At 62.6% G+C, this 26,949-nt stretch carries 28 protein-coding genes and 1 tRNA gene; 21 read left to right on the top strand and 8 right to left on the bottom strand.

What is annotated here, in order from left to right; genetic code table 11:
- The first annotated feature begins 8 nt into the window (after positions 1-8).
- Genes WDM94_00980 through WDM94_00960 form a run of 5 tightly spaced genes read left to right on the top strand, consistent with a single transcriptional unit; the run spans position 9 to position 4,541 of the window.
- A complete protein-coding gene (locus tag WDM94_00980; protein ID MEJ0011201.1) occupies positions 9-935 on the top strand; it encodes an ABC transporter permease in 927 nt (308 codons plus the stop codon).
- Entirely contained in the window at positions 936-1,811 is an 876-nt protein-coding gene (locus tag WDM94_00975) for an ABC transporter permease (GenBank protein MEJ0011200.1), read from the top strand.
- Complete coding sequence (locus WDM94_00970) at positions 1,811-2,788, top strand: ABC transporter ATP-binding protein (GenBank protein ID MEJ0011199.1); 978 nt, start codon at positions 1,811-1,813, stop codon at positions 2,786-2,788. The genes WDM94_00975 and WDM94_00970 overlap by 1 nt, the downstream gene beginning before the upstream one ends.
- A gap of 55 nt (positions 2,789-2,843) precedes the next feature.
- Complete coding sequence (locus WDM94_00965; GenBank protein ID MEJ0011198.1) at positions 2,844-3,731, top strand: oligopeptide/dipeptide ABC transporter ATP-binding protein; 888 nt, start codon at positions 2,844-2,846, stop codon at positions 3,729-3,731.
- A gap of 45 nt (positions 3,732-3,776) precedes the next feature.
- A complete protein-coding gene (locus WDM94_00960; protein ID MEJ0011197.1) occupies positions 3,777-4,541 on the top strand; it encodes a fumarylacetoacetate hydrolase family protein in 765 nt (254 codons plus the stop codon).
- Between the two features lie 298 nt (positions 4,542-4,839).
- Here the strand turns inward: WDM94_00960 and WDM94_00955 are convergent, their stop codons facing one another.
- A complete protein-coding gene (locus WDM94_00955; GenBank protein MEJ0011196.1) occupies positions 4,840-5,349 on the bottom strand; it encodes an MFS transporter in 510 nt (169 codons plus the stop codon).
- A 399-nt stretch (positions 5,350-5,748) separates the two neighbouring features.
- Positions 5,749-6,642: an NAD(P)-dependent oxidoreductase gene (locus WDM94_00950; protein MEJ0011195.1), complete on the bottom strand. Its 894-nt coding sequence runs from the start codon at positions 6,640-6,642 to the stop codon at positions 5,749-5,751.
- Positions 6,643-6,902: 260 nt separating this feature from the next.
- On the opposite strand from WDM94_00950, the gene WDM94_00945 reads away from it, so the two are divergent.
- The 7 genes from WDM94_00945 (at position 6,903) to WDM94_00915 (ending at position 14,010) form a co-directional block, all read left to right on the top strand.
- Positions 6,903-7,976 carry an amidohydrolase family protein gene (locus tag WDM94_00945; protein MEJ0011194.1) on the top strand — a complete coding sequence of 358 codons (1,074 nt, stop codon included), beginning with the start codon at positions 6,903-6,905 and terminating at the stop codon, positions 7,974-7,976.
- Positions 7,973-9,097, top strand: a complete 1,125-nt coding sequence (locus WDM94_00940; GenBank protein ID MEJ0011193.1) for an amidohydrolase family protein — start codon at positions 7,973-7,975, stop codon at positions 9,095-9,097. The genes WDM94_00945 and WDM94_00940 overlap by 4 nt, the downstream gene beginning before the upstream one ends.
- Positions 9,098-9,203: 106 nt before the next feature.
- Positions 9,204-10,172, top strand: a complete 969-nt coding sequence (locus tag WDM94_00935) for a tripartite tricarboxylate transporter substrate binding protein (GenBank protein MEJ0011192.1) — start codon at positions 9,204-9,206, stop codon at positions 10,170-10,172.
- Between the two features lie 77 nt (positions 10,173-10,249).
- On the top strand, positions 10,250-10,663 hold the full coding sequence (locus WDM94_00930; GenBank protein MEJ0011191.1) for a Rieske (2Fe-2S) protein: 414 nt from the start codon (positions 10,250-10,252) through the stop codon (positions 10,661-10,663).
- Positions 10,664-10,792: 129 nt separating this feature from the next.
- Positions 10,793-11,239 carry a tripartite tricarboxylate transporter TctB family protein gene (locus tag WDM94_00925; GenBank protein ID MEJ0011190.1) on the top strand — a complete coding sequence of 149 codons (447 nt, stop codon included), beginning with the start codon at positions 10,793-10,795 and terminating at the stop codon, positions 11,237-11,239.
- Positions 11,240-11,241: 2 nt separating this feature from the next.
- A complete protein-coding gene (locus WDM94_00920; protein ID MEJ0011189.1) occupies positions 11,242-12,741 on the top strand; it encodes a tripartite tricarboxylate transporter permease in 1,500 nt (499 codons plus the stop codon).
- Positions 12,742-12,792: 51 nt separating this feature from the next.
- The gene (locus tag WDM94_00915; protein MEJ0011188.1) at positions 12,793-14,010 is read left to right on the top strand and encodes an FAD-dependent oxidoreductase; all 1,218 of its coding nucleotides are present in this window, start codon (positions 12,793-12,795) and stop codon (positions 14,008-14,010) included.
- Positions 14,011-14,026: 16 nt separating this feature from the next.
- On the opposite strand, the gene WDM94_00910 is transcribed toward WDM94_00915, so the two are convergent.
- Positions 14,027-14,704, bottom strand: coding sequence for a GntR family transcriptional regulator (locus WDM94_00910; protein MEJ0011187.1), 678 nt, complete (start codon positions 14,702-14,704; stop codon positions 14,027-14,029).
- A gap of 329 nt (positions 14,705-15,033) precedes the next feature.
- Between WDM94_00910 and WDM94_00905 the strand changes: the two genes are divergently transcribed.
- A complete protein-coding gene (locus WDM94_00905; GenBank protein ID MEJ0011186.1) occupies positions 15,034-15,801 on the top strand; it encodes an alpha/beta hydrolase in 768 nt (255 codons plus the stop codon).
- A gap of 15 nt (positions 15,802-15,816) precedes the next feature.
- Here the strand turns inward: WDM94_00905 and WDM94_00900 are convergent, their stop codons facing one another.
- Together WDM94_00900 and WDM94_00895 are read right to left on the bottom strand one after the other, a co-directional pair.
- Entirely contained in the window at positions 15,817-16,596 is a 780-nt protein-coding gene (locus WDM94_00900) for an alpha/beta fold hydrolase (protein MEJ0011185.1), read from the bottom strand.
- An 81-nt stretch (positions 16,597-16,677) separates the two neighbouring features.
- Positions 16,678-17,250 carry a carboxymuconolactone decarboxylase family protein gene (locus WDM94_00895; protein ID MEJ0011184.1) on the bottom strand — a complete coding sequence of 191 codons (573 nt, stop codon included), beginning with the start codon at positions 17,248-17,250 and terminating at the stop codon, positions 16,678-16,680.
- Positions 17,251-17,701: 451 nt separating this feature from the next.
- On the opposite strand from WDM94_00895, the gene WDM94_00890 reads away from it, so the two are divergent.
- The 5 genes from WDM94_00890 to WDM94_00870 all read left to right on the top strand — a co-directional run bounded on the left by WDM94_00890 (position 17,702) and on the right by WDM94_00870 (position 21,281).
- Entirely contained in the window at positions 17,702-18,700 is a 999-nt protein-coding gene (locus WDM94_00890) for a hypothetical protein (protein ID MEJ0011183.1), read from the top strand.
- Between the two features lie 99 nt (positions 18,701-18,799).
- Positions 18,800-19,135, top strand: coding sequence for a hypothetical protein (locus WDM94_00885; protein MEJ0011182.1), 336 nt, complete (start codon positions 18,800-18,802; stop codon positions 19,133-19,135).
- A gap of 32 nt (positions 19,136-19,167) precedes the next feature.
- Positions 19,168-19,608 (top strand): carboxymuconolactone decarboxylase family protein, encoded by a 441-nt coding sequence (locus tag WDM94_00880; protein ID MEJ0011181.1) that lies wholly within the window; start codon positions 19,168-19,170, stop codon positions 19,606-19,608.
- Between the two features lie 97 nt (positions 19,609-19,705).
- On the top strand, positions 19,706-20,050 hold the full coding sequence (locus WDM94_00875; GenBank protein ID MEJ0011180.1) for a non-heme iron oxygenase ferredoxin subunit: 345 nt from the start codon (positions 19,706-19,708) through the stop codon (positions 20,048-20,050).
- Positions 20,051-20,150: 100 nt separating this feature from the next.
- Positions 20,151-21,281: an amidohydrolase family protein gene (locus tag WDM94_00870; protein MEJ0011179.1), complete on the top strand. Its 1,131-nt coding sequence runs from the start codon at positions 20,151-20,153 to the stop codon at positions 21,279-21,281.
- Between the two features lie 257 nt (positions 21,282-21,538).
- On the opposite strand, the gene WDM94_00865 is transcribed toward WDM94_00870, so the two are convergent.
- Positions 21,539-21,614, bottom strand: a tRNA-Ala gene (locus WDM94_00865).
- 185 nt (positions 21,615-21,799) lie between these two features.
- Between WDM94_00865 and WDM94_00860 the strand changes: the two genes are divergently transcribed.
- Together WDM94_00860 and WDM94_00855 are read left to right on the top strand one after the other, a co-directional pair.
- Positions 21,800-22,090, top strand: a complete 291-nt coding sequence (locus WDM94_00860) for a YggT family protein (GenBank protein MEJ0011178.1) — start codon at positions 21,800-21,802, stop codon at positions 22,088-22,090.
- Positions 22,091-22,093: 3 nt separating this feature from the next.
- Positions 22,094-22,405 (top strand): DUF167 family protein, encoded by a 312-nt coding sequence (locus WDM94_00855; GenBank protein ID MEJ0011177.1) that lies wholly within the window; start codon positions 22,094-22,096, stop codon positions 22,403-22,405.
- 1 nt (position 22,406) lies between these two features.
- On the opposite strand, the gene WDM94_00850 is transcribed toward WDM94_00855, so the two are convergent.
- Both WDM94_00850 and typA read right to left on the bottom strand, forming a co-directional pair.
- Positions 22,407-22,928 (bottom strand): GNAT family N-acetyltransferase, encoded by a 522-nt coding sequence (locus WDM94_00850; GenBank protein ID MEJ0011176.1) that lies wholly within the window; start codon positions 22,926-22,928, stop codon positions 22,407-22,409.
- Between the two features lie 110 nt (positions 22,929-23,038).
- Entirely contained in the window at positions 23,039-24,859 is a 1,821-nt protein-coding gene (gene typA / locus WDM94_00845; protein ID MEJ0011175.1) for a translational GTPase TypA, read from the bottom strand.
- Between the two features lie 241 nt (positions 24,860-25,100).
- Between typA and WDM94_00840 the strand changes: the two genes are divergently transcribed.
- The gene (locus tag WDM94_00840) at positions 25,101-26,945 is read left to right on the top strand and encodes an adenylate/guanylate cyclase domain-containing protein (protein ID MEJ0011174.1); all 1,845 of its coding nucleotides are present in this window, start codon (positions 25,101-25,103) and stop codon (positions 26,943-26,945) included.
- The last annotated feature ends 4 nt before the right edge of the window (positions 26,946-26,949 follow it).

Here is a 26,949-nt window from a genome sequence, read left to right as displayed (position 1 = left end):
GTACCGGTATGGGACGACAGATTGCCAGGCGGCTGATCCAGGGCGTGATAACCCTGCTCGTCCTTGCCACGACCGTGTTCGTGCTGGCGCGCATCATCGGCAATCCGGTCGACATGATGCTGCCGTCGGAAGCCACGCCCGATGCGCGCGAGGCAATGATCCACCGCCTCGGTCTGGATGAACCCTATTACGTCCAGTACCTGCGCTACATCGGCGGCATCCTGCACGGCAATCTCGGCGATTCCATCAAGTACAATCAGCCCGTCCTCACGCTGTTCGCGCAGAGCTTCCCGAACACGCTGAAGCTGGCCGTGGTGGCGATGGTCTTCGCGCTGATCGTCGGCTTCGCCTTCGGCATCGCGGCGGCCACCTATCGCGGCACCATCATCGACAGCCTGACGCGCGTGATCTCCGTCTTCGGCATGTCGGTGCCGGCCTTCTGGGCGGGCCTCATGCTGATGCTGATCTTCTCGGTGCGCCTGCGGCTGTTGCCCGTCGCCCGCATCGAGGGGCCGCAATCGTATGTCCTGCCGGCACTCACCTGGAGCCTGTTCCTGCTCGCCGGCATCGCCCGCCTCGTGCGGTCGAGCATGATCGAGGTAATGGACACGGAGTACGTCAAGCTCGCGCGCATCAAGGGCGTCTCCCCGGCGATGGTGATCTGGAAGCATTGCCTGCGGAATGCGCTCCTGCCGGTGGTCACGTTCGCCGGCGTGCAATTGGCCTTCCTGCTCAATGGCAGCGTCGTGGTGGAATCGATCTTCGCCTGGCCAGGCGTCGGGCGGCTGATCTATTCCGGAATCATCGGCCGCGACTATCCGCTCGTCCAGGGATGCCTGCTGATCGTCGGCTTCATGATCGTCACGATCAACATCGCCGTCGACGTTCTCTACGTCTATATCGACCCGCGGGTCGCGTTCGGCGGAGCGAAATAGATGGCCGCCACCGATCTCGCCGGCAACCCGGTGCTCGCCGGCGGCCGGAAAGCACCGCGCCGCATGACGCTGGTGCCGTTCGTCGTCCTCGGCCTGGCGTTGTTCGCCGCCGTCTTTGCCGGATGGCTGACGCCCTATGGGGCGAACGAAATGAACCTGGTGTCGCGGCTGAAGCCGCCGGGTTGGAGCGGCAGCGACGGCCTGCATCTGCTCGGCACCGATTCGCTCGGCCGCGACCTGCTGACGCGCATCTTCTTCGGAGCCCGCGTCAGCCTGGTGGTGGCGGGCGTCGGCGTCCTGTTCGGCGGCGGGCTTGGCCTCGCCGTCGGCATCGTCTCCGGCTATGTCGGCGGCCGCGTCGATTCCGTGCTGATGCGGCTCACCGACGTGTTCATGGCGCTGCCGACGCTGCTCATCGCGCTGGTCTTCGTGATGACGGTGGGACCCGGCCTCGGCACCACGATCGTGGCGCTGTCGATCATCAGCTGGTCGCGCTTCTCGCGCATCATTCGCAGCGAGGTGCTGCTGCTCAAGGAACGCGAATTCGTGCTGCTGGCGCGCGTCGCCGGCTGCTCCGCGGCGCGCATCATGGTGGTCCACATCCTGCCCAGCGTCGTGAACACGTTCATCGTTCTGTGCTCGCTACAGGTCAGCGAGCTGGTGCTGACCGAGAGCACGCTGAGCTTCCTTGGCGCCGGCGTGCCGCCGCCGACAGCGACGTGGGGCAACATGGCGGCCGACGGCCGCGACTACCTCGGCAGCGCGTGGTGGATCAGCGTCTTCCCGGGAGTGGCGCTCGCGCTGGTCGTCTTCTCGTTCAACTCGGTCGGCGACTGGCTGCGGGACCGTTTCGACCCCAAGCTGAAGCAGATTTGATGCCGCTGCTCGAGGTCAAGGGACTGCGTACCCACTTCTTCACGCGCCGTGGCGTCGTGAAGGCGGTCGATGACGTCAGCTTCACGCTGGAACGGGGTGAGACGCTTGGCATCGTCGGCGAGTCGGGCAGCGGCAAGTCCGCCATGTCGCTGTCGCTGCTGCGCCTGGTTTCGGAGCCGGGAAAGATCGTCGATGGGCAGATCCTGTTCGACGGCGTCGATCTGTTGGCGCTCGACGAGCGCGCCATGCGCGACTATCGCGGCCGCCACATGTCGATGATCCTGCAGGACCCGCTGAGTTCGCTCAACCCGGTGCTGACCGTCGGCGACCAGGTCAGCGAAGGCATCATCATCCACGATCACCTCAAGGGCGAGGCGCTGCAGAAGCGGGTGATCGAACTGCTCAAGATCGTCGGGATTCCGGCGCCGGACACGCGCGTTTCCCAATACCCGCACCAGCTCAGCGGCGGCATGCGCCAGCGCGTCGTCGGCGCCATCGCCATCGCCTGCCGGCCGGAGCTGCTCATCGCCGACGAGCCGACGACGTCGCTCGACCTCACCATCCAGCTCCAATACCTCAACCAGCTCAAGGAGATACAACAGCGCGAGAACCTCGCGATGATCATCGTCACGCACGATTTCGGCGTGGTCGCGAAGATGTGCGACCGCGTCGCCGTCATGTATGCCGGCAAGATCGTGGAGACGGGGAGGGCGGAGGACATTTTCGACCGCCCGCGCCATCCGTACACGGTGGCGCTGCTGAACTCCGCGCCCAGGGCCGATCGGCTGGAGCGGTTGCAGAGCATCGAGGGCCAGCCGCCGAGCCTGCTCAACATTCCCGCCCGCTGCTCTTTCTACGAGCGCTGCGCCGACCGCTTCGATCGCTGCCTCGCCGATGTCACGCCACCGAGTTTCGACCTGTCGAACGGCCAATTCGCAAGATGCTGGAAATATGAATCAGCCGCTCCTCAAAATTGAGAACCTGGAGAAGCACTTCCCTTCCGCCAAAGGGAGTCGGCCCACCGTAAAGGCGGTGACCGGCGTCAATTTCGAGCTCAACGAGGGGCAGACGTTTTCGCTCGTCGGCGAGTCGGGTTCGGGCAAGAGCACGACCGCGATGATGATTCTCCGGCTGCTCGACCCGACCGGCGGCGCCATCTGGTTCAACGGCGAAAACATTGCCGGCTTCCGCGGCAAGCAGCTCAAGAGCTACCGCAAGGCGATACAGGCGGTCTTCCAGGATCCGTTCAGTTCGCTCAGCCCGCGCATGCGCGTGGGCGATGCCGTCGGCGAGCCGCTGGTCGTCAACGGTTTTGGCAGCAAGAGCGACGTCAAGGACCGCGTCCGCGAGGCGCTTGAACAGGTCGGCCTCAGCGCCGAGGCCATGGACCGCTATCCGCACGAATTCAGCGGCGGCCAGCGCCAGCGCATCGCGCTCGCCCGGGCGCTGGCGCTGAAGCCGAAGATCATCGTGCTCGACGAGCCGGTGTCGGCGCTCGACGTCTCGATCCGCGCGCAGATCATGAACCTGATGAAGGACCTGCAGGAGAAGACGGGCGTCGCCTACCTGCTGATCGCGCACGGTCTCGATACCGTCCGCTACATGTCGCACTGGGTCGGCGTCATGTATCTGGGCGAGCTGGTCGAGGTGGCGCCGTCGGAGGAGCTGTTCACTCGTCCTCTGCACCCCTATACGCAGGCGCTGCTTTCCGCGGCGCTGCCGTCGCATCCGCGCGGCAACCGCCAGGAGATCGTGCTGAACGGCGAGCTGCCGAGCCCGCTCGACATCCCGTCTGGATGTCCATTTCACACGCGCTGTTTCCGGCAACGCGTGGACGCCTGCTACCAGCAGAAACCACTGCTCCGGGAAATCGCCGTCCAGCACGTAGTCAGCTGTCACCTGGCCGAGTATGGCCGCTGAGCGGCTCAATACCCTCACAAACATTCCGCAGGGAGGATCAAAATCGTGCAGCCTGAAGACGTCGCCCGCGCGGCGGCAATTCTGTTCAGCGCGCGGCAAAATCTGCGCCCGATAACCGATCTGCCGCCGGCCTTGCAGCCCCAGACGATTGTCGATGCTTACGCGATCCAGGATGCCGTCGTGGCGATGCAGGGACCGATCGCCGGCTGGAAGCTGGGGATGCCGGCGGCGTCGGCAGATCAAAGGTGCGCGCCGGTTGCTGCACCTTACGTATTCGCCTCGCCGGCCGATTCGATGAGTGGTGCGTTGCTGATAGCGCCGGAGATCGAAGTCGAGATCGCTGTCCGCTTCGCACGCGATCTGCCGCCGCGGGAGGCGCCCTACACGGCCGTCGACGTCGAGGCCGCGATCGGTTCAGTCCATCCCGCGCTGGAAATCCTGAGTTCGCGCTACGTCAACCGCAGGGCGGTTGCTCCGTTGTCGGTGGTGGCGGATGGGCAGAGCAACGGAGCGATCATCTGCGGCGCGGCCGTGCACGAATGGCGCGGGCTCGAGTTGGCGACGATCGCGATGAACCTGACCTTCGACGGCGTCGCTGTCGGATCTGCAACCGGCGAGGCCTCGACTGCGCAGGTGCTGGGGGCGCTCGCCTGGCTTGCCAATCACGTAGCGGCGCGGGCGGGCGGGTTGCGTTCCGGGCAGGTCGTGATCACCGGCGCCCGCATTTCGCCATTGCCGGTGCCACCGGGAGGGGCGACCGTCACGGCCGACCTCGCGGGCATCGCCACTCTTTCGGCGACGTTCCGGTAGACACCGCCTCGTTCCGATCGATTCCCCAAACTGTGCGGGGGCTTGCCGCCGACGATCCTGTAGGGCGACTCGGACGCCGGCCGTTTCGGCGGGGCTATGGTGGAGCCGAGGGGGCGATGGCAGCCGAGGCGCTTAGTGAAGCCAGATCAATAACTTAGATGCCCTGATGCACATCATTTTGTACCATGAATGTGCACCGTTTGGCTAGGTGGAGTTGACGCGCCGTTTACGCGCTGCACCAGCCCCCTACGGTGTCGATGTTCCGTGCTGTCGGATCGATCGACGGCTCATCACGCATTTACATGCAGGCGTAGACGAAGCGCACGAACTCATTGATGATTATCATCGCCCACAGCACCGCGCTGACCGCGATGGCGCCCGGCACGACCAGCGGCCGCGGTCCGATGCAGTCATAGACGCGGCCGACATAAGGTCCGAGAAGTCCCATCAGGAGACCGCCCGGCATCAGCAGGAGGCCGGTCTGCAGCGTGCTGAGACCGCGCACGTTCTGCATGTAGATCGGCAGCAGGATGATCGTGCCGAATATCGCCATCATCATGATCACGAACATCGTCACGGAGATCGTGAAATCGCGCGAGGCGAAGGTGCGGAGATCGAGCAACGCCTTATCGTGGGCCTGCAACTGGATCTGCCGCGCCACGAACGCGGCCATCGCCACGACGCCGACCGCGAGCGGAATCCAAGCTGGAATCGCGGCTTCGCTGCCTGCCGGAGCTGGAGAGGCCGTAGACCAGGCCGCCAAATGCCAACGCCGAGAGCACGACCGAGAGTATGTCGAGCGGCGCATAGCGCGTTGTCGTCACGTTGCGGAGCAAAGTCGTGCCGAGCGCCAGCGCGGCAGCACGATAATGAACATCCAGCGCTAGTTCAGATAATTGAGATTCTGCGGGCTGACGGCCGCCGTCTCGGTCGCAGACGAAGGAGCGGAATCAACAGCTTCGACGGACATCGGACGCTCCAATGCTTCTCGGGGGACGGGCGGGGTCGGGGCTTCTGCCACGAAGATGGCGGCGCGATAGCCCTCCGCCGTGCGTGCGGCGGCATTTGCCACGCCTTGTGTCAGAAAGGCGACGGCTTCGCGATGCAGACTAGAGGATCGAAGATCCGGCGAAGGGCAAGGGCTCCATTCCCGTAACGGTCGCCGCACCCGGCGGACGTTGACCGGGTGAGCCCCGGGGCGAGGTCTTCAGCTCTTTGCGTCTTCGGAGGAAAGAAATCGGGCAATTTCGGTATGGTCTGCCGCGTTTCCAAGCTGCTTGACCGCAGCTTCCCACAATGCCGCGTTTGCCTTCGACAGCGGTGCCGGCACGCCCAGGCTGCGAGCCAAATCGTCGGCCGTTCTGAGATCCTTTGCCATCAATCCAAGGGCGAAGCCCGACGCGTAGGTTTCACTCAGGACAAACGGCTTCATTTTTGCCTGCGTGCTGTTGTTGCGCCCCGTCGAGGCATTCAGCACATCGATCATCATTTCCGGGTCCAGTCCGAACCGACGGCCGATCTGAACCGCCTCGCAGGCCGCCGCCAAGCCGGCTGCCGACACGTAGTTGTTGAGCGCCTTCATGGCATGGCCCGAACCGAGGGAGCCAGTCTCGAAGATCGACTCTCCCAAGGCCGCCAGCAAGGGGTGAACCTCGGAGACATCTTCGGCCTCACCTCCCACCATGATGGCAAGCGACCCGTTCTGAGCGCGAGCCACGCCGCCTGAAACGGGTGCGTCGACAAGCCGGACCGAATAGGTCTCCAACCTCTTGGCGAGTTCCTGTGTGCCCGTTGGAGAAGAGGAACTCATGTCGATGGCGATGCAGTCCCTCGCCAACAGTCCCGCCAGGCAAGGCTCGCCGCCGAGCAGCGTTTCCCGCACCACGTGACCGTTGGGCAGCATCGTGATCAGCCGTTGGCATCCATCCACGGCATCGGACGGAGAATCGAACGCAAGTCCGCCTGCCTCGATGAGCTTTTCCCGTCTCTCTGCGACCGGATCGTAGCCGCGTACGACGTACCCCCTTCGCGCCAGGCGTGACGCCATGGGAAGGCCCATCATTCCCAGACCTAGAAAGGCGGTGGTTTGAGGCGATGTCATTGAAAAAACCCGGAAAGGGAAGGTTGGCCGTCGGCCCATGGATCCTGCCACATGCGCACCCGACCACGTGTCATACAAACGGTCAATCTTATTGTACACCGACCTGGGCCGACTAGACGTCGGGCGCTGGACTCATTCGTACGGTCCCAATTGATTGACCATCGTAAGACCGTATGATAATCTGATGAACCGATGTGCCGATGTCAGTGCGACTGCGAGTACGGTCGGCAAGGGACTTCCTGGGAGGGGAGGGACTCAAGATGTCGATAGCCAATGGCCCCATCGATTGCGACATCCACCCCTCTGTGCCTGGCATCAAGGCGCTGCTTCCCTACTTCCCGGGCCACTGGGCTGACGCTGCGGTGGAGCAGGGGTTCGAGGACATGGAAAGCGTCCTTTACCCGGTGAACTCGCCGATTACGGCACGGGCCGACTGGCGCCCCAGGGATGGAGCCCGCAAGGCCGGCACCAACCTCGAACAGCTCCGCGAGCAGGGTATGGATGCGTTCGGGTCAAGCATCGCGATCTGCAACAGCGTCTACGGCGTGCATCTTCTCTTCAGTCGCGACATGGCCGTTGCGTTTGCGCATGCGGTGAATGACTGGACCGCGCGCGAGTGGCTCGACAGGGAGCCGCGACTGCGCTCGTCGATCGTCCTGCCGCTGCAGGCGCCGGACCGCGCCGTCGAAGAGATGGAACGGCTTGCGGGCGATCGCCGATTCGTTCAGGTGCTGATGCCGGTTTCGGCCGAGATGCCCTTGGGCAAGCCGTTCTACTGGCCGATCTACGAGGCGGCCGATCGGCTTGGACTCCCGGTGGGAATTCATGCGGGCAGCATGTTTCGGCAGCCGACGACCTCGCTGGGATGGCCGAGCTATCATAGCGAGGATTACATCGCCCAAGCGCAGGGCTTTCAGTATGCGCTCGCCAGCCTTCTGGCCGAGGGCGTGTTCGCCAAGTTCGCCAACCTGAAATTTGTCTTCATGGAGTCGGGGTTCACCTGGCTGCCGGCGTGCCTGTGGCGCATGGACAAATATTGGAAAGGTCTCCGCAAGGAGATTCCTTGGGTAACTCGCTCTCCGAGCGACACCGTGCGCGACCACGTTCGGTTCACATTGCAGCCTGTGGACGCGCCCCCGACGAGCGCGCAGCTCGAGCGGTTCTTTACGCACATGGGCAGCGACGAGATGCTGCTCTATTCGACCGATTATCCCCATTGGCAATTCGACGGCAACGAGGTGCTGCCCAAGGGAATGTCTGCAGAGCTCGCGCGGAAGATCCAGTTCGATAACCCGCTCGCGACTTATCCGAGACTACGGGAGATACCGCAATGAACGTCACGGCGGAGATTCGGAACGAACCGCGGGCGGCGTCCCGCCTTGCGATCGCAGACTGCGACATCCATCCGGCGATGAGCAGCCGCAAGGAGCTCTATCCCTTCCTCGACGAGAGATGGCAGAAGCTGATGGAGATCTACGGCGCGCCGCGGCGCCGTGGTGTTCAGTTCGGTTCGATGTATCCCAAGTCGCAGCCGCACGCGTGGCGTCGCGACTTCCAGCCTAAGAAGACGGGCGACGGGCTCGCACTCCTGCAGAAGCAACATCTCGACGCCAACAATGTGGAGATGGGCCTGCTCAATCCGAGCGGCAGCGGATCCGACATGCGCCACCCTGGCCTCAGCGAGGCCTACTGTCACGCAGTCAACGACTGGCAGATCGCCGAGTACGTTTCAAAAGACTCGCGGCTCAAAGCGTCGATCGTCGTGCCCTACAACAACGCACCGGCAACGACGAAGGAGATCGAACTCCGCGCTAAGAACCGGGATTTCGTCCAGGTGCTGATGTGGAGCCGCACCGGCGATCCGCTCGGCAACCAGCGCTATTGGCCGATCTACGAGGCGGCGGAGGCGGCAGGCCTGCCGATCGGCGTTCACGCCTTCGGCGACAGCGGCTATCCGGTAACGAGCTCCGGCTGGCCGTCGTTCTATTTCGAAGAAATGTTTGGTCACTCGCCGTCATGTCAGGCGGTCGTCATGAGCTTAGTGATGGAGGGCGTTTTCGAGCGTTTCCCGAAGCTCAAGGTCGTCATAATCGAGGCGGGTGTGGCGTGGCTACCGTCTCTGATGTGGCGCCTTGACGCCCAGTACAAGAAGCTGAAAAGCGAGACGCCGCACCTCCATCGGCTCCCGTCGGAATATATCCGCGAGAGCGTCTGGCTCACGACCCAGCCGATCGAAGAGCCGGAAAAGCGCGAACAGCTTCTTGAGGCCATCGGCTGGGCCGGATGGGATCGCTTTTGCTTCTCGTCCGACTATCCGCATTGGGACTACGACGATCCGCTTCTTGCTCTGCCCGTCGCCAGACTCACGGCCCAGCAACGAGAAATGTACCTGCGCGGCAACGCCCACTTTGTCTTCGGCACCGCTCCGGGCAAGGAGCTCTCGGTCAAAGCGTAAGCGTGCGGCGCCAAGGCTGCCGGACGGACTCTGACAGTTGCCGAGTCTTTAGAACCGTCATTCGCCACAAGAAAAAACGCGAAATAGTCAACGGAGGAAAAGAACCATGCTGAACATGCTGAAATTACTGACAGCCGCGGCGCTCTTGACCGTCGGGGCAAATGCGCAGGCGGAGGATTGGCCGACCAAGCCGATCACGATCATCTCGACCTATGCGGCGGGCGGGCCCTCCGACATAGGCGTCCGGGTCTTTGCGGACGTCCTGTCGAAGATCGTGAAGCAGCCGGTGCTGATCGACAACAAGCCGGGCGGTGGCGGCGTTGTCGGTATGAGCGCGCTGCACCGGTCCAAGCCTGACGGGTACACCTGGGCCCAGGTGTCGGGCGCCTTCACGGTGAATCCGACGATCCAGAAGTCACTGCCCTATGACACGATCAAGGACTTCCAAGGGCTGACCATCTTCTACAGCACGCCGCACGCGATCGTCGCCTATCCGGGTTTCGCGCCGAGCACGCCGGAAGAGCTCTTTGCAGAATCGAAGAAGCGCACGCTGAAATTCGCTTCGGCAGGCGTTGGCTCGTCGAGCCATATGACGGGCGAACTCATCCAGAGCGTCGCCGGCGTCAGGTGGCAGCACATTCCGTACAATGGTGACGCAGAAGCGCTCGCCGACATCCTTTCCGGCCGCGTCGACTTTACCGTCAGCTCGTGGACGAATGTGGAACCGCAGGTTAAGGCGGGCAAGCTGAAGCTGATCGCTTTCTCGAATCCGACCCGCCTCCCGGACTACCCCGACGTCCCGACGCTGTGGGAAGTTCTTCCCGCTATGAAGGCCCTTCCGGTCGGCTCCTGGTCCGGGCTGGTCGCGCCGGCCGGCGTACCACCGGATGTACTCGCCAAGGTCGCCGACGCGATCAAGACGGCGTCCCTTTCGGATGAGTACAAGGAGAAGGCGGCCGCCATCGGCAAGATGGCGCGTTATATGACGCCTGACGAGACCTCCGCGTATCTCAAGACCGAGGTCGAGACCTGGGCGCGTATCGTGAAAGAACAGAATATCGTCATCGGGCAATAGCCCCAGCAAATGCCTCGCGGGAGACCACCCGCGAGGCATTTGCCAATTTCGGCCAAGATTCAGCAACAGGTGCAGCCTTGAGCAAGCACGTTGTCGCGGCGGTGCGGGAAATCCCGCCAGGGTCGCGCAAGCTGGTTACGATCAAAGGTCGCCCGGTCGCCATCTTCAACATCAAGGGCGAGTTTTTCGGCTTGCTCAACCGCTGCCCGCATCAAGGTGGGAGTCTGTGTGAGGGAGCCCTTATCGGATTGATCGAAGCGACCTTGCCGAGCGCGTACAAATATTCGCGCCAAGGCGAGATCCTCCGGTGTCCCTGGCATGGCTGGGAATTCGATATCCGGACCGGTCAATCCTATTTCGACCCCAAAGGCGTGCTGGCCAAGAACTATCCAGTCGAAATCGAACCGGGCACCCAGGTAGCCAAAGGCCCCTATGTCGCTGAGAAGATCGATGTCGTCGTCGAAGAAGACTATGTGGTCGTCAGCCTCTAAAGCGGCGTCCGCCGCAGGCTTTGTCTCCACGGGAAGCGATCGATACCCGTCTCCGGTTGGAGCGTTCAATCGGCCAATCTGACGTCGGGAGGGGCGGGGCGACATGAAGCCGGACATAGGGAGGGGAACATGAAACCGGACATAAAGGACATTGGTGCCGGGCTGGCGATAAGCCTCTTCGGCCTGTTCTTCTTCTTGAACTCGTTCCGCTACGGTTTCGGCACGAGTTCGCGCATAGGGCCGGGCCTGTTTCCTCTGCTGGTCAGCGCGCTCGCCATTCTCGTAGGGGTCATCATCATAGTGCCGGCGTTCAACCGCGCGGGCGGCCCATTGCCGAAGGTCGAGTGGCGCGCGATCGCGGCAGTCCTCGCCGGTGTGGCCGCCTTCGCAGCCGGTATCAGCTACCTCGGTTTCGTGCCGGCGGTCTTCCTATGCGTTTGTCTGTGCGCGCTCGGCGGCAAGACAATCCGGCCCGTGCAAACAGTCGTCCTGGCGAGCCTGACTACTCTGGCGTTCTGGCTACTATTCGTCGTTGGCCTTGAGCTCCAAATTCCCGCCTTTGGAGGAGCCTTATAGCCATGGATCTGTTCACGATCGGATTTCCGATAGCTCTGTCGCTTCACAATCTCGCGTACTGTTTTGTCGGCGTCTTCCTTGGAACGTTTGTGGGCGTTCTTCCCGGCATCGGCCCACTGGCGACCATCGCACTTCTTCTTCCCTTTACATTTTACATGGATCCCGTGACCGCGATGATCATGCTCGCGGGCGTCTACTACGGGTCCGAATACGGCGGCTCGATCACGTCGATTCTGCTCAACGTTCCCGGCGGCGCTGCCAGTGCCGTTACCGCCCTTGACGGCTATCCCATGGCGCGGCAAGGCCGCGCGGGCGTAGCCCTTCTGATGACAGGTGTCGGCTCGTTCATCGGCGGCATCGTCGGAATCATCCTGCTGATGATCCTGTCGCCGGTCATTGCAAATCTCGCGATTGCTTTCGGCCCGACGGAATATTTCTCCGTCATGGTGCTGGGCCTTTTGGCCGCGGCGAGCATCGGCAAGAGCGGTCCGGCCAAGGGCATAGCGATGGTCCTCGTCGGCATTCTTCTGGGGCTGATCGGCATCGACGTGAACAGCGGTGTTCCAAGGTTCGACCTCGACATCTATGCGCTCTACGACGGCATCAGCATTGCAGTGCTGGCGATGGCACTTTTCGGCATAACCGAGATCATATCGACGTTCACCGAGGCGCCGCCCGACATCATCAAGGCGAAGGTTACACTCCGGTCGATGATCCCGACGGCCGATGACGTGCGGCGCTCCGTGAATCCGGTCCTTCGCGGCTCCGGCATAGGAAGCTTCTTCGGAGCATTACCGGGCACAGGCCCGACCCTCGCCTCGTTCTTCAGCTATCTTGTCGAAAAGCGGATATCAAAAACGCCCGAGCGCTTTGGCCACGGAGCCATAGAGGGCGTGGTGTCACCCGAGGCGGCCAACAACGCCGCGGCGCAGACGGCATTCATCCCAATGCTCACGCTCGGAGTGCCGGGCACCGCCACCATGGCCGTCATGCTTGGCGCGATGATGCTCCACGGCATAACGCCCGGGCCACTTCTGCTCACCAATAATCCCGAGATATTCTGGGGGCTCATTGCGAGCTTCTGGATCGGCAATGTGATGCTGATCCTGCTCAACGTTCCGTTGGTCGGAATCTGGGTCAAGCTTCTGTCGGTGCCGACCCACCTGCTCTATCCGGTCATCGTGACCGCGGTATGTATCGGCACATACAGCATCAATTCCAGTGTGTTCGACGTCGGGCTCATCTGCGTGTTCGGCGGCGCCGGATATTTCATGCGGCTTGTTGGTCTTGAACCCGCTCCGCTTTTGCTTGGCTTCATCCTCGGGCCGTTGATGGAGGTCTACCTGCGGCGTGCCCTGCTCATCTCTGAAGGGGACTACTGGGTCTTGTTCCAGAGGCCCGTGAGCGGTGTTGTCCTCGTCATCGCCATACTCATCGTCCTGTGGAGCGTGTCGCTTGCTCTGCGCGCGGCCATCACTCGGAAGGTCGGAAAGGCTGCGTAGCGGCAGTTGGCAAACGAAGTCGCACCGAAGTCGCACCCAAGAACGCCAGTCATGGAACCGCTCCACGTCATCATCGGTGCCGGACAAGCTGGGAGTTGGGCGGCGATCGGAATGCGACAGGCCGGGTTTGCCGGCCGTATCCTAATCGTCGGCGACGAGCCTTGGCATCCCTACGAACGTCCGCCCTTGTCGAAGGCGGTGCTGACCGAGGCCGAGGAACCGGCGGTCAAGTTTTTTCAGTCCGTGACGACATACGATGAGCGAAACATCGATCTGCTTCTTCAGACGAAGGTGCTGGAGATTGATGCCAAGGCCCGGCGCCTGACACTCGACAATGGCGCGACACAACCGTTCGACAAACTCCTGATCGCGACCGGCGGCCGGGCGCGTCGACTGGCCATTCCCGGCGCCGAACATGCACATTACCTGCGGAACCTCGCCGATTCTCGGCGTCTGCGATCAGCGCTTGTTTCGGCGTCCCGCGTCGTTTGCATCGGCGCCGGGGTGATCGGTCTTGAGGTCGCGGCGAGCGCACGCGCGCTTGGCGCGTCGGTTCTCGTCCTTGAGGCAGGGGCCGCGCCGATGGGACGATGCGTATCGCCGGAGGGCGCTGCGGCCGTGGATCGGATACACAGAAACGCGGGAGTTGAAATCCGCTACGGCGTCGGCGTCGAGGGGATTGTCCCTGTTGGCGCCAGACTGCGCGTTGCGTGCGCGAACGGGCCGGACGAGATCTGCGATGTCGTCGTTGCCGCGATCGGGATGAAGCGAAACGTCGAACTGGCCGAGCAGGCCGGGATCGAGTCGGACAATGGAATCCTGGTGAACGCGTTCGGAGAATCGAGCTTAGCCGACATCTATGCCGCGGGGGACATCGCGGTCTTTCCCCATCCCATCTACCAGCAGCCAATGCGGCTTGAAACTTGGGCCCACGCCCAGAATCATGGCCTCAGCGTCGGCCGATCCATGGCGGGGTCTACTCAAGCCTACGACGAGATTCCGTGGTTCTGGTCCGATCAGCACCGCGCAAACATCCAGGTGGTCGGGTTGGCGACAGAGGCTGAGACGACTGTCGTGCGTGCCGACGGCGGCGATGACGCCTTCACCGCCGTGCATATTTCGAAGGGGGGGACCGTGAACGGTGTAACCGCAATCAACCGTGCTGCAGACATACGCGCGGGTCGCGCATTAATCCGGGGTCGAAAGCCGGTGAATATGGAAGCCTTGCGCGATGCTTCAGTGCCGCTTGCACAGGCGGCCGCGGCCTAGCTCTCGCGACGGCGAGCTATGAATCTTCCCTTGCCTTCATGATCTTCATCAGGATGGCTGCCGCGCTTTCTACGTGAGCCACGCTCGCATTCCAGGCTGCCTCTTTATCTCCACTCATGACCGCCTGGAATATTTTCTCGATCTCTTTGGCGGACTGGGCAAGCCTGTTCGGGTAGTTCAACGTCATCGATCGCAGGATGCTGGTGCGGGCGAACAGTTGATTGAGTTGAAGCAGCAAGGTCTCGTTGCCAGAGCCGCTGAACATGGTCACATAGAAGTCGTTCTTGGCCGCGCTGGCCTCCAGGAAGTTATCGGCTTCGCACGCGACCGTGAGGCGGTTGAAGGCCTGTCTCAATTGCGCCTTCTGTTTCTCGGTTGCAGTGTCAATGAACAAACGGCTCGCCAATCCCTCCAGGACGGCGCGCACCTGATAGAGGCCACGCGCTTCTTCCGCGGTCATCAAAGCGACGATGGGGCCCTTATTGGGCAGCACACTGACCAAGCCTTCGGCTTCCAATTGCCGAAGGGCTTCGCGTATCAGCGTCCTGCTTACGCCGATAGCGTCGCACAACTCCCTTTCGACCAGTCGGTCCCCGGCCCTGAAGCGACCGCCTGTGATTGCACCGCGCAAATTATCGACCACTCGTTGGCGGAGCGGGGCAGGCATCTTCTCGACGCGAAGCGTGTCGACCATTTGTTTCCCTTCGGGCCTCAAAGCTCGAATCCGGTTAGATATTGGAAAAAATGAAGAAACGGAACGCTGGCAGTACGAAAAATCTCCACTATAGTATTATCGAATGATTGTCACACATTGGCTGCGATCTCTATTTTGCATTTCTGCATCGCTGGTAGCCTCCTGCCGGTCACGACATGAGCCCCGTTCAAAGAGGTGAGTGCTCTGTATCGCGTCCATTCGGATTCCTCAAAAGCCAATCGTTTCCGTAGCTGGCGAGTTCGATCGCGTGCTCGTTCAGTCCGCCCGTCGCGTTCGGTCGCTCTCTCATTGCAGGGCAAGGGAAGCAAGTGATTGACCTTAACGTGCAAGTCAGCGGGCCCGAGGGTGCGCCGCCCCTTCTCCTCGTTCATGCGCTGGGCGCGAATTTGACCTTTTGGGACAGGTTCGTTGCCGAGATGGGCGAGGACGTCCGCTGCATCCGTTATGACCAGCGTGGTTTCGGACGTTCTCCGGTCCCGGCCCGTCCGTGGACGATCTCCGATCATGTCGAAGACATCGAGGCCATCAGGCATGCACTCGGCCTGGACACTTTGTCCATCATGGGGACTGCCGTCGGCGGCGTCATCAGCCTCTACTATGCCCATACTTACCCAGAAAGGGTCAGATCGGTTGTCTTCACTAACCCGACGATGGGCGCCAAACGGGAGTTGTCACTCGCCCGGCTCGAAAAGATGAAGTCGGGAGGCGGCGGAATGGATTTCATCGCCGAGGAGGCGGTCAGTACAGCTTACGGCCCGCTGCCCCACGATGCCCACTTCGTCCACTATCGCGACGATATATTTTCCAAGAACGATCCCAAGGGCTATGAGATGACTGTGCGCGGTATCGTGGGCACGTTCATCGACCCGATCCTTGACGAGATGCGGTGTCCGGTGCTCGTCGCGGGCGGTGCACTTGACTACAACAACCCGCCCGACGGTGTAGCCCGTGCCGTTGCCGACAGGCTTCGAAACGCGACGTTCGTCGTAGCGCCTTCGGCTTCTCATCTGGGCCCCTATCAGGCGCCGAGAGAATTCGCCGAATTCGTAAAGCCGTTCCTGTCTTCGCTCCCTTGAACCGACCGACGGTGCTTACAGTTGCTGCGCGTCCAGAAATGATCCGACGACGCGATTGAATTCGGCGGGATTTTCAATGTTGGAGAGATGTCCAGCGTTGGGGATTACGGCAAGCCGGGCGCCGATGATGCGGCGCGCGTCTTCCGCCATCGTCTTCGGGCGAAGGCCGTCTTGCGAGCCGGCGACCAATAGCACTGGAAGCCTTAGGGCTTCGACTCCTTCCGAATAGCTGTAGGTCTGAAGCGCCATCACGCAGCCGATGAATCCCTCCTGGCTGGTGGTTCGGATCATCTTGCGCACTTGCCTGACGGCATCCGTTTCCTGGGCTATGGACTGACTGGTGAACCAGCGTGCCAGCGTCGGTTCCACGAGTGCACCAAGTCCCTCCGAGCGTACGATCGCGAGACGCTTCTCCCATTCCGCCGCGGAACTCGCCGCCAATGCCGAATCACAAACCGTGAGGGAGATGAGCCGCTCGTGGTGATGGTGCGCCAGTCCCCATCCGGTCGCGCCGCCCATCGAGATTCCGACGAAATTTGCGCGCTCGATCCCGGCTTGGTCCATCAAATGGACTACGTCTTCAACCAGCAGCGGCAGGGAATAGGGTGGGGGCGATGCGGTGGAAAGGCCGTGACCGCGCTGGTCATAGCGGAACACACGATATCGTCCGCGCAGGGCTGCGGCCAAGCTTTCCCAGAGCGATAGGTTGGTGGCGAGCGAGTTGCTCAGGACCACCCACGGCGCGCCAGGTGGCCCCTCCACCACGACGTTGAAGTGGATGTCGCCCGCCTTCATGACTCGAGCCGTCATTCGCTCTCCATGGTCATCGCGAGCAAGCGTCGGCAGCGGCGCAATCGGATTTCAACGGATGGATCCTCAATCCGCTCCGTGCCGCTCGCGTTCGGCCACGTACCGATTCACGGTATCGGCCTCCAGTTCGATCTGCAGCGGGATCAGCACACGGACGGTCTGATTGTACCAAGCGACAATGAGCACGAGCTCCACGAGCTGCCGATGATTGAAGAATTTCGCGAGCGCCGCCCATGTCTGGTCGCTGACGTGTATCTGCTCCGTCACTTCGACGGCATAGCGCATGACCGCCTTGTCTTGTTCATTGAACTCCGTCGAGGTCTCGAAGTCGGCGAGTGCATCAATCTGCGTGGGCCGAACGCCCGCCAGCAGCGCCAAACGCGCATGATGGGTGAACTCGTACTCCGAATTCGCGATCCGGCCGACTGTGAGCACCGCCAGTTCCCGATAGCGGCGGTCTATGGCCGTGTCGTCCCGCAGGCTGTTGCTGTAGTCGTATCGCTTTCTGAACAGCTTCGGAGATGCGACCAGCGCTCTGAACAAATGGGAGACGTGGCCGCGGTTTGAAGCAGAATGGTCGAAGAGTTCGCGGTACTCCGCGGGCGCTTCATCGCGGGTGATGTAGGGAACCCTCGCCATTCTATTGCTCCATCGCGTCACTAGGGAAATCTCGGCCGGCGGCAACGGTGCCTAACGCGGCGCATCGCATCGCTGCGCCATGAGCTTGTCTGCGCGAGCCGCTCGGACTGTTCGCCAACTCTCGCCCCGATTGTGGCATCGACGCTTTGAAACAATCTAGCGTGTCCTAGCGCGACGTTGGCTTACTATCATACGGTCCTACCGTAGTCAAACTAGGCGGCGCCTCCTTGTGCCAGAAGCCCATGATAAGCACATGTTTTTTGCTGCTACGCTTACGAGAATAGGCGAGAAAGGGCACCGCACCACGTCGGCAGACATTTTCTGTATATGATTGTATGATAGTGACAGACATTCTGTAATATGATCAGATTGGAGAGCAGGTGCTTTTGAGGAGGCTGCGGCTTTGACTGGGCTCACGACTGGAACGATGAAGTACCTGAGGGCCCCTCTCGTGGCCAATATCACCGAGGGGATGAAGGTTCTCGTCATCACCGACTTCGCTCACGACCCGCGGGTGTGGCAGGTGGTGATGGCCACCCTTTCGGAATTGGGTGCCGACGCCGCGCTTGCGATCTTCGATCGTCGTCCCGCTGATTATTTCGATCCGCCCGAAGCTGTTTGCACGGCCATGCTGACTGTGGATGCGAATGTCCTCATAGCTTCGACCGGGATGCTGCATTCGCCCGCCAACCTTAAGGCTATGCAGGCGGGCATCGCCGCCATCTGCATGGATGGCGGCATGACGCTTGAGATGTTCCAATCGGGCGCTGTGACCGAGAACCAGCTCGAGATGGCGCGACGTAATTATTACGTGGCGGTCAACATCTTCGGTCGGGATGCCAAGACCTGCCGCGTCACATCCAAGTACGGCACGGATTTCACATATTCGGTTGAGGGCCGAATCTTTGTTCCAAATCTGCCGGGCGACGATTTCGTGCCGTACAAGATTCAGGATGTCGGCAAGGTGCAGAACCGGAAGTCGCTGCTTCGGCGCTTTCTCTTCCCGAACGGCGAATTCAATGTGCCGCCGGTCGAATACAACGCACACGGAAAGCTCGTCGTAGATCTGTGCATGCATCACCTCGGCCGTCTCACAGGGCCGATTGAAATCACCATCGACAAGGGACGGATCGTCAAGATCGACGGCGGCGCGGACGCGCACACCTTGCGTAATCACCTTGCCGAATTTGGAGACGAAAATGCGTATCTGTGTCCAGCAGAAGCGTCGGTTGGCATAAACACTAAGGCCATGATCCGCGGGGTTCAGCGGGAGGACAAAAACATCCTGGGCTCCATACATTTCGGGCTTGGGACCAACATCGACGTTGGCGGAACGATCATGTCCAAAATCCACATCGACGGCGTCCTCCTCGAACCGACGCTCTATGTCGATGGCGACAAACGCATCGAGGATGGGCGCTTTCTGCGGCCCATCGATGGACCGATGTGACGCTGGTCGCGCCTATGATTCATCGCTGCGGCAGCAAAGCCCAGAAGAATGGGTCAAACGCGTCAGTGCGCTTCGTCGGTGGAATAGGAGCTTGAACAAATGAGCAAGGAAGCCCGGGCATTGCTGTTAGTCGCGATGGATGTAGAGCCCGAATACGAGGAGGAATTTAACCGGTGGTATTGGGAAGAGCATCTGCCGGAGCGACTGGCTATTGAGGGGTTTCTCGATGCCAAGCGTTATGTCGCGGTGGAAGGAGCACCGAAGTATCTTGCGATCTACGAGCTAGAGAGCGCCGACGTGCTTCGCAGCGATGGCTACACCAAGGCTGCCGCTCAGTCGACGCCCTGGACTACACGGATGCGCCAGCATTACCGCTTCACGCGCAACATCTATGTCGAAATCGAAAATCCGAAGAGCGCTCCCGCTCCGCGATGACGTCGATATCGCAACAACCAGCAGAGACAAATATGCCCAAGCCTTCAAACGGAAAGAGTCATCTCAACGGGCGGACGAAGCTTTTCGAGGACGGGCTGGAAGTCCGCCGTGCGGTGCTCGGCAGCGACTATGTAGATAGCTCGATCGAAAACGCCAACGACTTCATGATGACGTTCCAGACCATTACGACCGAGTGGTGCTGGGGTTTCGCATGGAGCAGGCCGGGTCTCGATTTCAAGACGCGTAGCATGATCAACCTGGCCATGTTGACGGCGCTCAATCGGTCCTCAGAGCTGAAACTGCATGTCCGCGGCGCCTTGAACAACGGCGTTTCTGTTGACGAGATCAAAGAAGTGCTGCTGCAGGCAACCGTCTATTGCGGCATTCCGGCGGGTCTGGAGGCCTTCAAAGTCGCCAATCACGTGCTTGAAGATGCTGGCGCCTACGAAAAAGAGACCGCAACGGTGAAATAGCGCGCGTAGGGACGCGCCACCGGCATTCCGGACGGCATCGTGAAATTTTGCCGAACGGACATTTTCAACGGACATCGGGTTGCGTGAGGTGGATTTATTGACGGACGACGACTGGCTGATGGTTGCAGGGGTCGATGGGGTGATCGAAGGAAGCGTCACGACCGTCACTGTCGGTGATCGCGAAATCGCGCTCTATCACCTTCCAGGCGATGAGTTTCGCGCGTCCGACAACATCTGCACCCATGAGTACGCGCGCCTCTCGGAAGGGTGGCTGGAGGATGGCGCGATCGAATGTCCGCTTCATGCTGGCCGATTCGATATCAGAACGGGCAAAGGGCTTTGCGCGCCCATAACCAACGATCTTCAGGTCTTCGAGGTAAAAGTTATGGAGGGTCATATCTTCATCAAGATGCCCAGCGTCGCGCGCGAGGGGTCGGGCTGACAGCTCGCGCGCGAACGGACGCTGGCGAGCGTGGTGCTCCTCCGCGGGGCGCAATGAGCACGGCTCGCGGAACGGGTGTCCGGGGGGCGTCACGACAGACTTGGATGAAGCGTTGCGCGATGGCCTGCACTCCCAGCGCAGGTTGATCGAACTGCCAGTCACGATCGGGAGATTTCGCTTGAGTGGGAAAGAAACGAACGAACCGGGCCCGCATATTCGAGTTCGGCCGGATTGGCTGGCGCAACGGCAGGAGGAGATCCTGGAGCCGAATCTGGCCATCGTCGACGCTCACCACCATCTTTTCTGGGACCGACCAGATCGCCGTTATCTGCTTTTCGAATTCCTTGGCGATATCAGCGACCGGCACAACATTCGCGCCACCGTCTTCGTCGAATGCAGGGCGATGTATCGCGCCGATGGTGATCCCCGATTGAAGTCGTTGGGTGAGACGGAATTCGCTAATGGCGTGGCCGCCATGGGTGCGAGCGGTCTGTACGGCGACACTCGTGTTTGCGCCGGTATTGTCGGCAAAGTCGACCTAGTCGCTAGCGGGGACCGAAGTGGAGCGGAGCTCGAAGCACATGTCGCGGCTGCGCCAACTCGTTTTCGTGGCATTCGCAACATCTCGGCGTGGCATGCCGATCCAGCGGCTCGCGGCACGACGGCCGACCCGCCGCCAGGCATGCTGCAGGAACGATCGTTTAGGCAGGGCTTTGCCCACCTCGGGCGTCTGGGCCTCTCATTCGACGCATGGATGTACCACACACAGCTTTCCGAGCTGGCTGACCTCGCGGGCGCCTTTCCGGAAACGATGATCGTACTCAATCATGCGGGAGGGCCAATTGGCATCGGGCCGTATGCCGGTCGCCGTGACGCAGTCTTCGGCGAGTGGCTGGCCGGCATGCAGCGGCTTGCCGAGCACGACAACGTCACCGTCAAGGTTGGCGGTTTTGGAATGCGGCTATTTGGGTTTGGCTTTGAAAACGGCGCGCTGCCGCCTTCCTCGTCGGAACTGGCAGAAGCGTGGGGGCCTTATGTCGAGGAGTGCATTTCAGCCTTTGGCGTCCAACGTTGCATGTTCGAGGGTAATTTTCCCGTCGACAAGGGAACGTGCAGCTACGACACCATCTGGAACACGTTCAAGCGGATCGTGGCGAGCTATTCCGCCGACGAAAAGGCCCATCTGTTCCACGGTACGGCGACGCGAGTGTACCGGCTCGCGGGTATCTGATCGGGCGGCACGCAACGCAGACGACGAGGTCAGCCACGACCTTATTGAGATTTTGTTCGAGGGGATTTTGTTCTTCATCTTGCCACCTCGATGGCACGCCATTCGGCATCATAAGGGATGTGATGCTCAGGGTGAGTTGAAGAGAGTCTGACGCCTGTTTCACTCCGTGTGTATGCCAGCGGGGTGCACCAAACGGCAGCGCCAAGGCGTTGATCTCGCACAGAACGGTGGAAATGGTCCCGCTTGTACGTGTCTTTTGGTGGAGCCGAGGGGGATCGAACCCCTGACCTCCGCATTGCGAACGCGGCGCTCTCCCAGCTGAGCTACGGCCCCGAACCTGATGGGTTTGCCGAAAGGCGGCAAAGCGCGGCCATTTAGGGTTTGCGGTTCGGGGCTGTCAAGAACGGTCCGGAGACGCAGACGGCCCAGGGGTTGCGGGGGCTTCCGGCGCAGCTTAAATCAGGCTCGACCGAGCCGGCGGGAGGCGCGGCAGCTACTTCGATGCGGGGCCTGACGCGATGTACTCCCTTCTGGCGCTCATCTCGACCGTCATCCAGATCTACATCTACGTCCTGATCGCCTCGGCGGTCCTGTCGTGGCTGATCGCGTTCAACGTCGTCAACACGCGCAACCAGGCGGTCGCCATGATCGCCGACGCGCTCTACCGGCTGACCGAGCCGGTGCTGCGGCCGATCCGCAGCATCCTGCCCAATTTCGGCGGGCTCGACCTGTCGCCGGTCGTCCTCATCCTGCTCCTCTATTTCCTGCGCAGCCTGTTGTTCGAGATTTTCCTCGGCAGCTTCGGCTGAGCCTTGGCCTGCTTCCGGCGCGAGGCGGACGGCATCGTCCTGTCCGTCCGGCTGACGCCCAAGGCCAGCCGCGATTCGGTCGACGGGGTCGGTGCGCTGTCGGACGGCAGCGAAGTCGCGCTGGCGCGCGTGCGGGCCGTGCCGGAGGATGGCGCGGCGAACGCGGCGCTGATCGCGCTTCTGGCCAAGACATTCGGCCGGCCGAAGTCGGCGGTGACGCTGGTGCGCGGCGCGGCGCAGCGGGTGAAGCAGATGCGAATCGCGGGCGCGCCGGATCAGCTCGCCGCGATCGTCGAGATGTGGGAAGCGAAGTGACCTAGGCCGCCGACGCCTTGCCCCAGGCGAACGCGACCTTGGTCAGCGCGACCTCGCCGAAGCGTTCGTTCGCCTTGGCGACCTTGCGGCCGCCGGCGTTGCGATAGAAGCGGCAGGCGTTCTCGTTGTCGGCCAGCGCCCAGACTACGACCGTGTCGAAACCGAATCGGGCGAGCTCGCGGCGGGCGGCGAGGAAGAGCCGCGTGCCGAGGCCGACGCCCTGGTATTCCGGCTTCATGTAGATCTCGTAGACCTCGCCCTTCTGCGCCAGGTTGCGGGCGCGATTCGCGCCGACCGTGGCGTAGCCGCAGATGCTGCCGCCGACCTCGAGCACCAGGATCGCGGTGCCGCGGCGGATGGCGCGGTCCCACCAGCGCGGCCCGCGGCGGGCGATGATTCGGGTCAGTTCCTTGGCCGGGATCATGCCGTCGTAAGCGAAGCGCCACGCGGTGTCGTGGACCGCCGTGATCGCTTCCGCGTCACGGACTTCAGCTCGTCTCACGCCGATGACCTGCGTCGTCATGAACGAAAGCTTATCACCGCGGTTCCGGCTGCAAAGAGGGAACGGCGCGCAGGCTTAAGGTTTTTTGCCGCAGTGTTGCAGGCTTGCTGCGGGCGTTGGAAATGCTGGGGCTACGCCGCGCCGGCGCGGTCGGCGCGCTTGCGCGCGTTCGGGTCGAGGAGAGATTTACGGAGGCGGATCGAGGTCGGCGTCACCTCGACCAGCTCGTCGTCGTCGATCCAGGCGAGCGCCTTTTCCAGCGTCATGCGGATCGGCGGGGTGAGGCGGACGGCCTCGTCCTTGCCGGCGGCGCGGATGTTGGTGAGCTGCTTGCCCTTCAGCACGTTGATCTCGAGGTCGTTGTCGCGGGTGTGCTCGCCGACGATCATGCCGCGGTAAACCTTGGCGCCAGGCTCGATCATCATCGGGCCGCGGTCTTCCAGCTTCCACATGGCGTAGGCGACGGCCTCGCCCGATTCGTTGGAGATGAGCACGCCATTGCGGCGGCCGGGAATGTCGCCCTTGTACTCGGCGTAGGCGTGGAACAGGCGGTTCATCACCGAGGTGCCGCGGGTGTCGGTCATCAACTCGCCCTGGTAGCCGATGAGGCCGCGGGTGGGCGCATGGAATACCAGCCGCATGCGGCCGCCGCCCGACGGGCGCATCTCGATCATGTCGGCCTTGCGCTGCGACAGCTTGTCGATGACGACGCCGGCGTATTCCTCATCGACGTCGATGACGACTTCCTCGATCGGCTCGAGCATCTTGCCGGTCTTGGGGTCCTCCTGGAACACGACCTTGGGGCGCGAGACGCTGAGCTCGAAGCCCTCGCGGCGCATGGTCTCGATGAGAATCGCGAGCTGCAATTCGCCGCGGCCGGAGACGACGTAGGCGTCGGAATTCGGGGCGACGTCGACGCGGAGCGCGACGTTGCCCTCGGCCTCGCGGAACAGGCGCTCGCGGATGACGCGGCTCTGCACCTTGTCGCCCTCGGTGCCGGCGAGCGGGCTGTCGTTGACCATGAAGGTCATCGACAGCGTAGGCGGGTCGATCGGCTGGGCCTGCAGCGGCACGGTGACTTCCGGCGCGGCAAGCGTATCGGCGACGTTGAACTTGGGCAGGCCGGCGATGGCGACGATGTCGCCGGCGTCGGCTTCGTCGATCGGCACGCGCTCGATGCCACGGAAGGCGAGGATCTTCGACACGCGGCCGCTCTCGACGACCTTGCCCTCGCGGTCAATGACCTTGACCGCCTGGTTGGCCTTGACGCTGCCGGCGAAGATGCGGCCGGTGATAAGGCGGCCGAGGTAGGGGTTGGCTTCGATGAGGGTGCCCAGCATGCGGAACGGGCCGGGCTCGATGGTCGGCTCGGGAACGTGCTTCAGGATCAGGTCGAACAGCGGCGCCATCGCCTCGTCCTTGGCGCCGGTCGGGCTGTCGGCCATCCAGCCCTGCTTGGCCGAGCCATAGATGATCGGAAAGTCGAGCTGCTCCTCGGTGGCGTCGAGGGCGGCGAAGAGGTCGAACACCTCGTTCACGACTTCCTGCACGCGGGCGTCGGGGCGGTCGACCTTGTTGATGCACACGATCGGGCGCAGCCCGATCTTCAGCGCCTTGCCGAGCACGAACTTGGTCTGCGGCATCGGCCCTTCGGCGGCGTCGACCAGGATGATGGCGCTGTCGACCATGGACAGGATGCGCTCGACCTCGCCGCCGAAATCAGCGTGGCCGGGGGTATCGACGATGTTGATGCGGACGTCCTTCCACACCACCGACGTCGCCTTGGCGAGGATGGTGATGCCGCGCTCGCGCTCGAGGTCGTTGGAGTCCATCACGCGCTCGGCGACCTTCTGGTTCTCGCGGAAGGCGCCGGACTGCTGCAGAAGCCGGTCGACCAGGGTCGTTTTGCCGTGGTCGACGTGGGCGATGATCGCGACGTTGCGGAGGGCCATTTGTGTTCACCAAAAAAGGGCGCCGGCCGGCGGCCGCGCCCGATCCAATTCCCGGATGCGCCGACGGCGCGGAGGGAGGCTTGTTTGCGGCGCAATATAGTGAGCGGCGCCGCAAACGCAAACGACAGCTAAATGACTGCCGTAAACGGGCAATTACCCTTGGCTGGGCGGCGATATTCCCTTAGGGAAGCGGGATGTTTCGGCTGACCGGCCCAGACCTCCATACCGGACGGATTGCAGCATGCGCGCCCAACGCAAGCTGACCGTTCTGGCGTCTTTGGACGTCGCCGGCTACACGCGCCACATGGAGCGCGACGAGCGCGGGACGCTGCTGGCGCTCGCCCGCATCCGCATGCGGATCCTGCGGCCGACGCTCGACGAGCACGGCGGCACGATGTTCAAGACGATGGGCGACGGGGCGCTGATCGAGTTTCCCAACGTCGAGGACAGCGTGCGCTGGGCGATCGCGTTCCAGACCGCGATGGCGGACCGGAACGCCGGGCGGACCATCGACGCGATCGAGGTGCGGCTCGGCGTCGGGCTCGCCGACGTTTTCGTCTCGGGCGAGGACCGCTTCGGATCGGCGGTCGGCTTCGTCGTGCGGCTGCAGCAGGCGGCGCCGCCGGGCGGCATCGCGATCACGCACTCGGTGCGCTGGCAACTGGCGAAGCCGCTGACGCAGGAATTCGACCGCACGGAGTGGGTCGAGTTCAAGAACATGGAGGAGCAGTTCGAGATCTGGCTGTGGCGCGGTCTCGGGCCGCGCGCCGAGAATGCCGGCAACCGCATCGTCGGCTTCGCGCACCGGCCGATGGCTCCGGCCAAGCAGACGGGGCGCGTGGCGCCGCCGCCGCCGGAAGTGCCGCCGCTGGCGCCGGAGATGCCGAGGAGCGGGCGGCCGTCGATCGCGGTGCTCGCCTTCGACAACATGTCGGGCGATCCCTCCGCCGACTCGATCGCTGACGGCGTCGTCGAGGAAATTACCGCGACGCTGTCGCGGGTGCGCGACTTCAAGGTGATCGCGCGCAACTCGTCCTATGCCTACAAGGGCCGCGCCGCCGACATCCGCGACATCGCGCGGGCGCTCGGTGTGCGCTACGTGCTGGAAGGTTCGCTGCGCAAGTCGCAGGACCGCGTGCGCGTTACGGCGCAGTTGATCGACGCCGATTCGGGCGCGCACCTGTGGGCCGATTCCTACGACGGGCAGGTCGACAACCTGTTCGATTTCGAGGACGAGATCGCCGAGAAGGTCGCCGGGGCGGTGAACCCGTCGATACAGCTCGCGGAGATCGCGCTGGCCCGGCGCAAGCGTCCGGAGAGTCTCGCGGCGTACGACCTGGTGATGCGGTCGCTGCCGCACCTGTGGGCGCACCGGCGCGAGGAAAATGCCGAGGCGATCCGCCTGCTCGACGAGGCGCGGCGTCTCGATCCCGGGTACGCGCGCGCCATCGCGGTGGCGGCGTGGGCGAGGGCGCAGCACGTCATCTACTCGTGGACCGACGATGTGGAGAAGACGCGCGCGGAAAGCCGCGTGCTGATCGAGGCGGCGGCGGAGATGGTGAGCGACGATCCGACCGCGCTCAGCGCGCTTGCGACCGCCACCACGTTGCTGCTCGGCGATCTCGACCGCGCCAGTCACTTTACCGATCGCGCGCTGACGCTCGATCCGAACTACGCATGGGCGTGGTCGCGGCGCGGCTTCATCGAGGCATACCGCGGCCATGCCGAGGCCGCGATCGCCGCCTTCGAGCATGCCCTGCGCCTGTCGCCGCTCGATCCGTTCTCGTTCAACAGCCTCAACGGCATGGGCTTCGCGCATTTCGTAGAGGGGCGCTACGACGAGGCGATCGAGTGGACGCTCAAGGGCGTGCGCGAGAAGGCCGGCATGACGTGGGCCTATCGCGACCTTGCCGCGTACTACGCGCTCGCCGGCCGGATCGACGATGCGCGTGCGGCGACCGTGGTGCTGACCAAGACGCGGCCGGGACTGACCATCGCCAAGGTTGCCGAGACACTGAAGTTCATCGAGCCGCAGGTGCTGGCAAGGTATCTCGATGGGCTGCGGATTGCGGGATTGGCGGAGTAGGGCG

It is taken from the genome of Bauldia sp., assembly GCA_037200845.1.
In the GTDB taxonomy this organism is placed as follows: domain Bacteria; phylum Pseudomonadota; class Alphaproteobacteria; order Rhizobiales; family Kaistiaceae; genus DASZQY01.
Note: the sequence above shows the minus strand (reverse complement) of the source record. Positions and strands in the feature narration are given on the sequence as shown.

Excerpts from the sequence above, each read along its gene's own strand:
- WDM94_00895 (MEJ0011184.1), bottom strand. The coding sequence starts at position 17,250 with ATGGCGAGGGTTCCCTACATCACCCGCGATGAAGCGCCCGCGGAGTAC.
- WDM94_00860 (MEJ0011178.1), top strand. The coding sequence starts at position 21,800 with ATGTACTCCCTTCTGGCGCTCATCTCGACCGTCATCCAGATCTACATC.
- WDM94_00915 (MEJ0011188.1), top strand. The coding sequence starts at position 12,793 with ATGGAACCGCTCCACGTCATCATCGGTGCCGGACAAGCTGGGAGTTGG.
- WDM94_00840 (MEJ0011174.1), top strand. The coding sequence starts at position 25,101 with ATGCGCGCCCAACGCAAGCTGACCGTTCTGGCGTCTTTGGACGTCGCC.
- WDM94_00935 (MEJ0011192.1), top strand. The coding sequence starts at position 9,204 with ATGCTGAACATGCTGAAATTACTGACAGCCGCGGCGCTCTTGACCGTC.
- WDM94_00900 (MEJ0011185.1), bottom strand. The coding sequence starts at position 16,596 with ATGAAGGCGGGCGACATCCACTTCAACGTCGTGGTGGAGGGGCCACCT.
- WDM94_00850 (MEJ0011176.1), bottom strand. The coding sequence starts at position 22,928 with ATGACGACGCAGGTCATCGGCGTGAGACGAGCTGAAGTCCGTGACGCG.
- WDM94_00920 (MEJ0011189.1), top strand. The coding sequence starts at position 11,242 with ATGGATCTGTTCACGATCGGATTTCCGATAGCTCTGTCGCTTCACAAT.
- WDM94_00955 (MEJ0011196.1), bottom strand. The coding sequence starts at position 5,349 with ATGCGCCGCTCGACATACTCTCGGTCGTGCTCTCGGCGTTGGCATTTG.
- WDM94_00945 (MEJ0011194.1), top strand. The coding sequence starts at position 6,903 with ATGTCGATAGCCAATGGCCCCATCGATTGCGACATCCACCCCTCTGTG.
- WDM94_00910 (MEJ0011187.1), bottom strand. The coding sequence starts at position 14,704 with ATGGTCGACACGCTTCGCGTCGAGAAGATGCCTGCCCCGCTCCGCCAA.
- WDM94_00975 (MEJ0011200.1), top strand. The coding sequence starts at position 936 with ATGGCCGCCACCGATCTCGCCGGCAACCCGGTGCTCGCCGGCGGCCGG.
- WDM94_00885 (MEJ0011182.1), top strand. The coding sequence starts at position 18,800 with ATGAGCAAGGAAGCCCGGGCATTGCTGTTAGTCGCGATGGATGTAGAG.
- WDM94_00970 (MEJ0011199.1), top strand. The coding sequence starts at position 1,811 with ATGCCGCTGCTCGAGGTCAAGGGACTGCGTACCCACTTCTTCACGCGC.
- WDM94_00940 (MEJ0011193.1), top strand. The coding sequence starts at position 7,973 with ATGAACGTCACGGCGGAGATTCGGAACGAACCGCGGGCGGCGTCCCGC.
- WDM94_00880 (MEJ0011181.1), top strand. The coding sequence starts at position 19,168 with ATGCCCAAGCCTTCAAACGGAAAGAGTCATCTCAACGGGCGGACGAAG.
- typA (MEJ0011175.1), bottom strand. The coding sequence starts at position 24,859 with ATGGCCCTCCGCAACGTCGCGATCATCGCCCACGTCGACCACGGCAAA.
- WDM94_00950 (MEJ0011195.1), bottom strand. The coding sequence starts at position 6,642 with ATGACATCGCCTCAAACCACCGCCTTTCTAGGTCTGGGAATGATGGGC.
- WDM94_00925 (MEJ0011190.1), top strand. The coding sequence starts at position 10,793 with ATGAAACCGGACATAAAGGACATTGGTGCCGGGCTGGCGATAAGCCTC.
- WDM94_00980 (MEJ0011201.1), top strand. The coding sequence starts at position 9 with ATGGGACGACAGATTGCCAGGCGGCTGATCCAGGGCGTGATAACCCTG.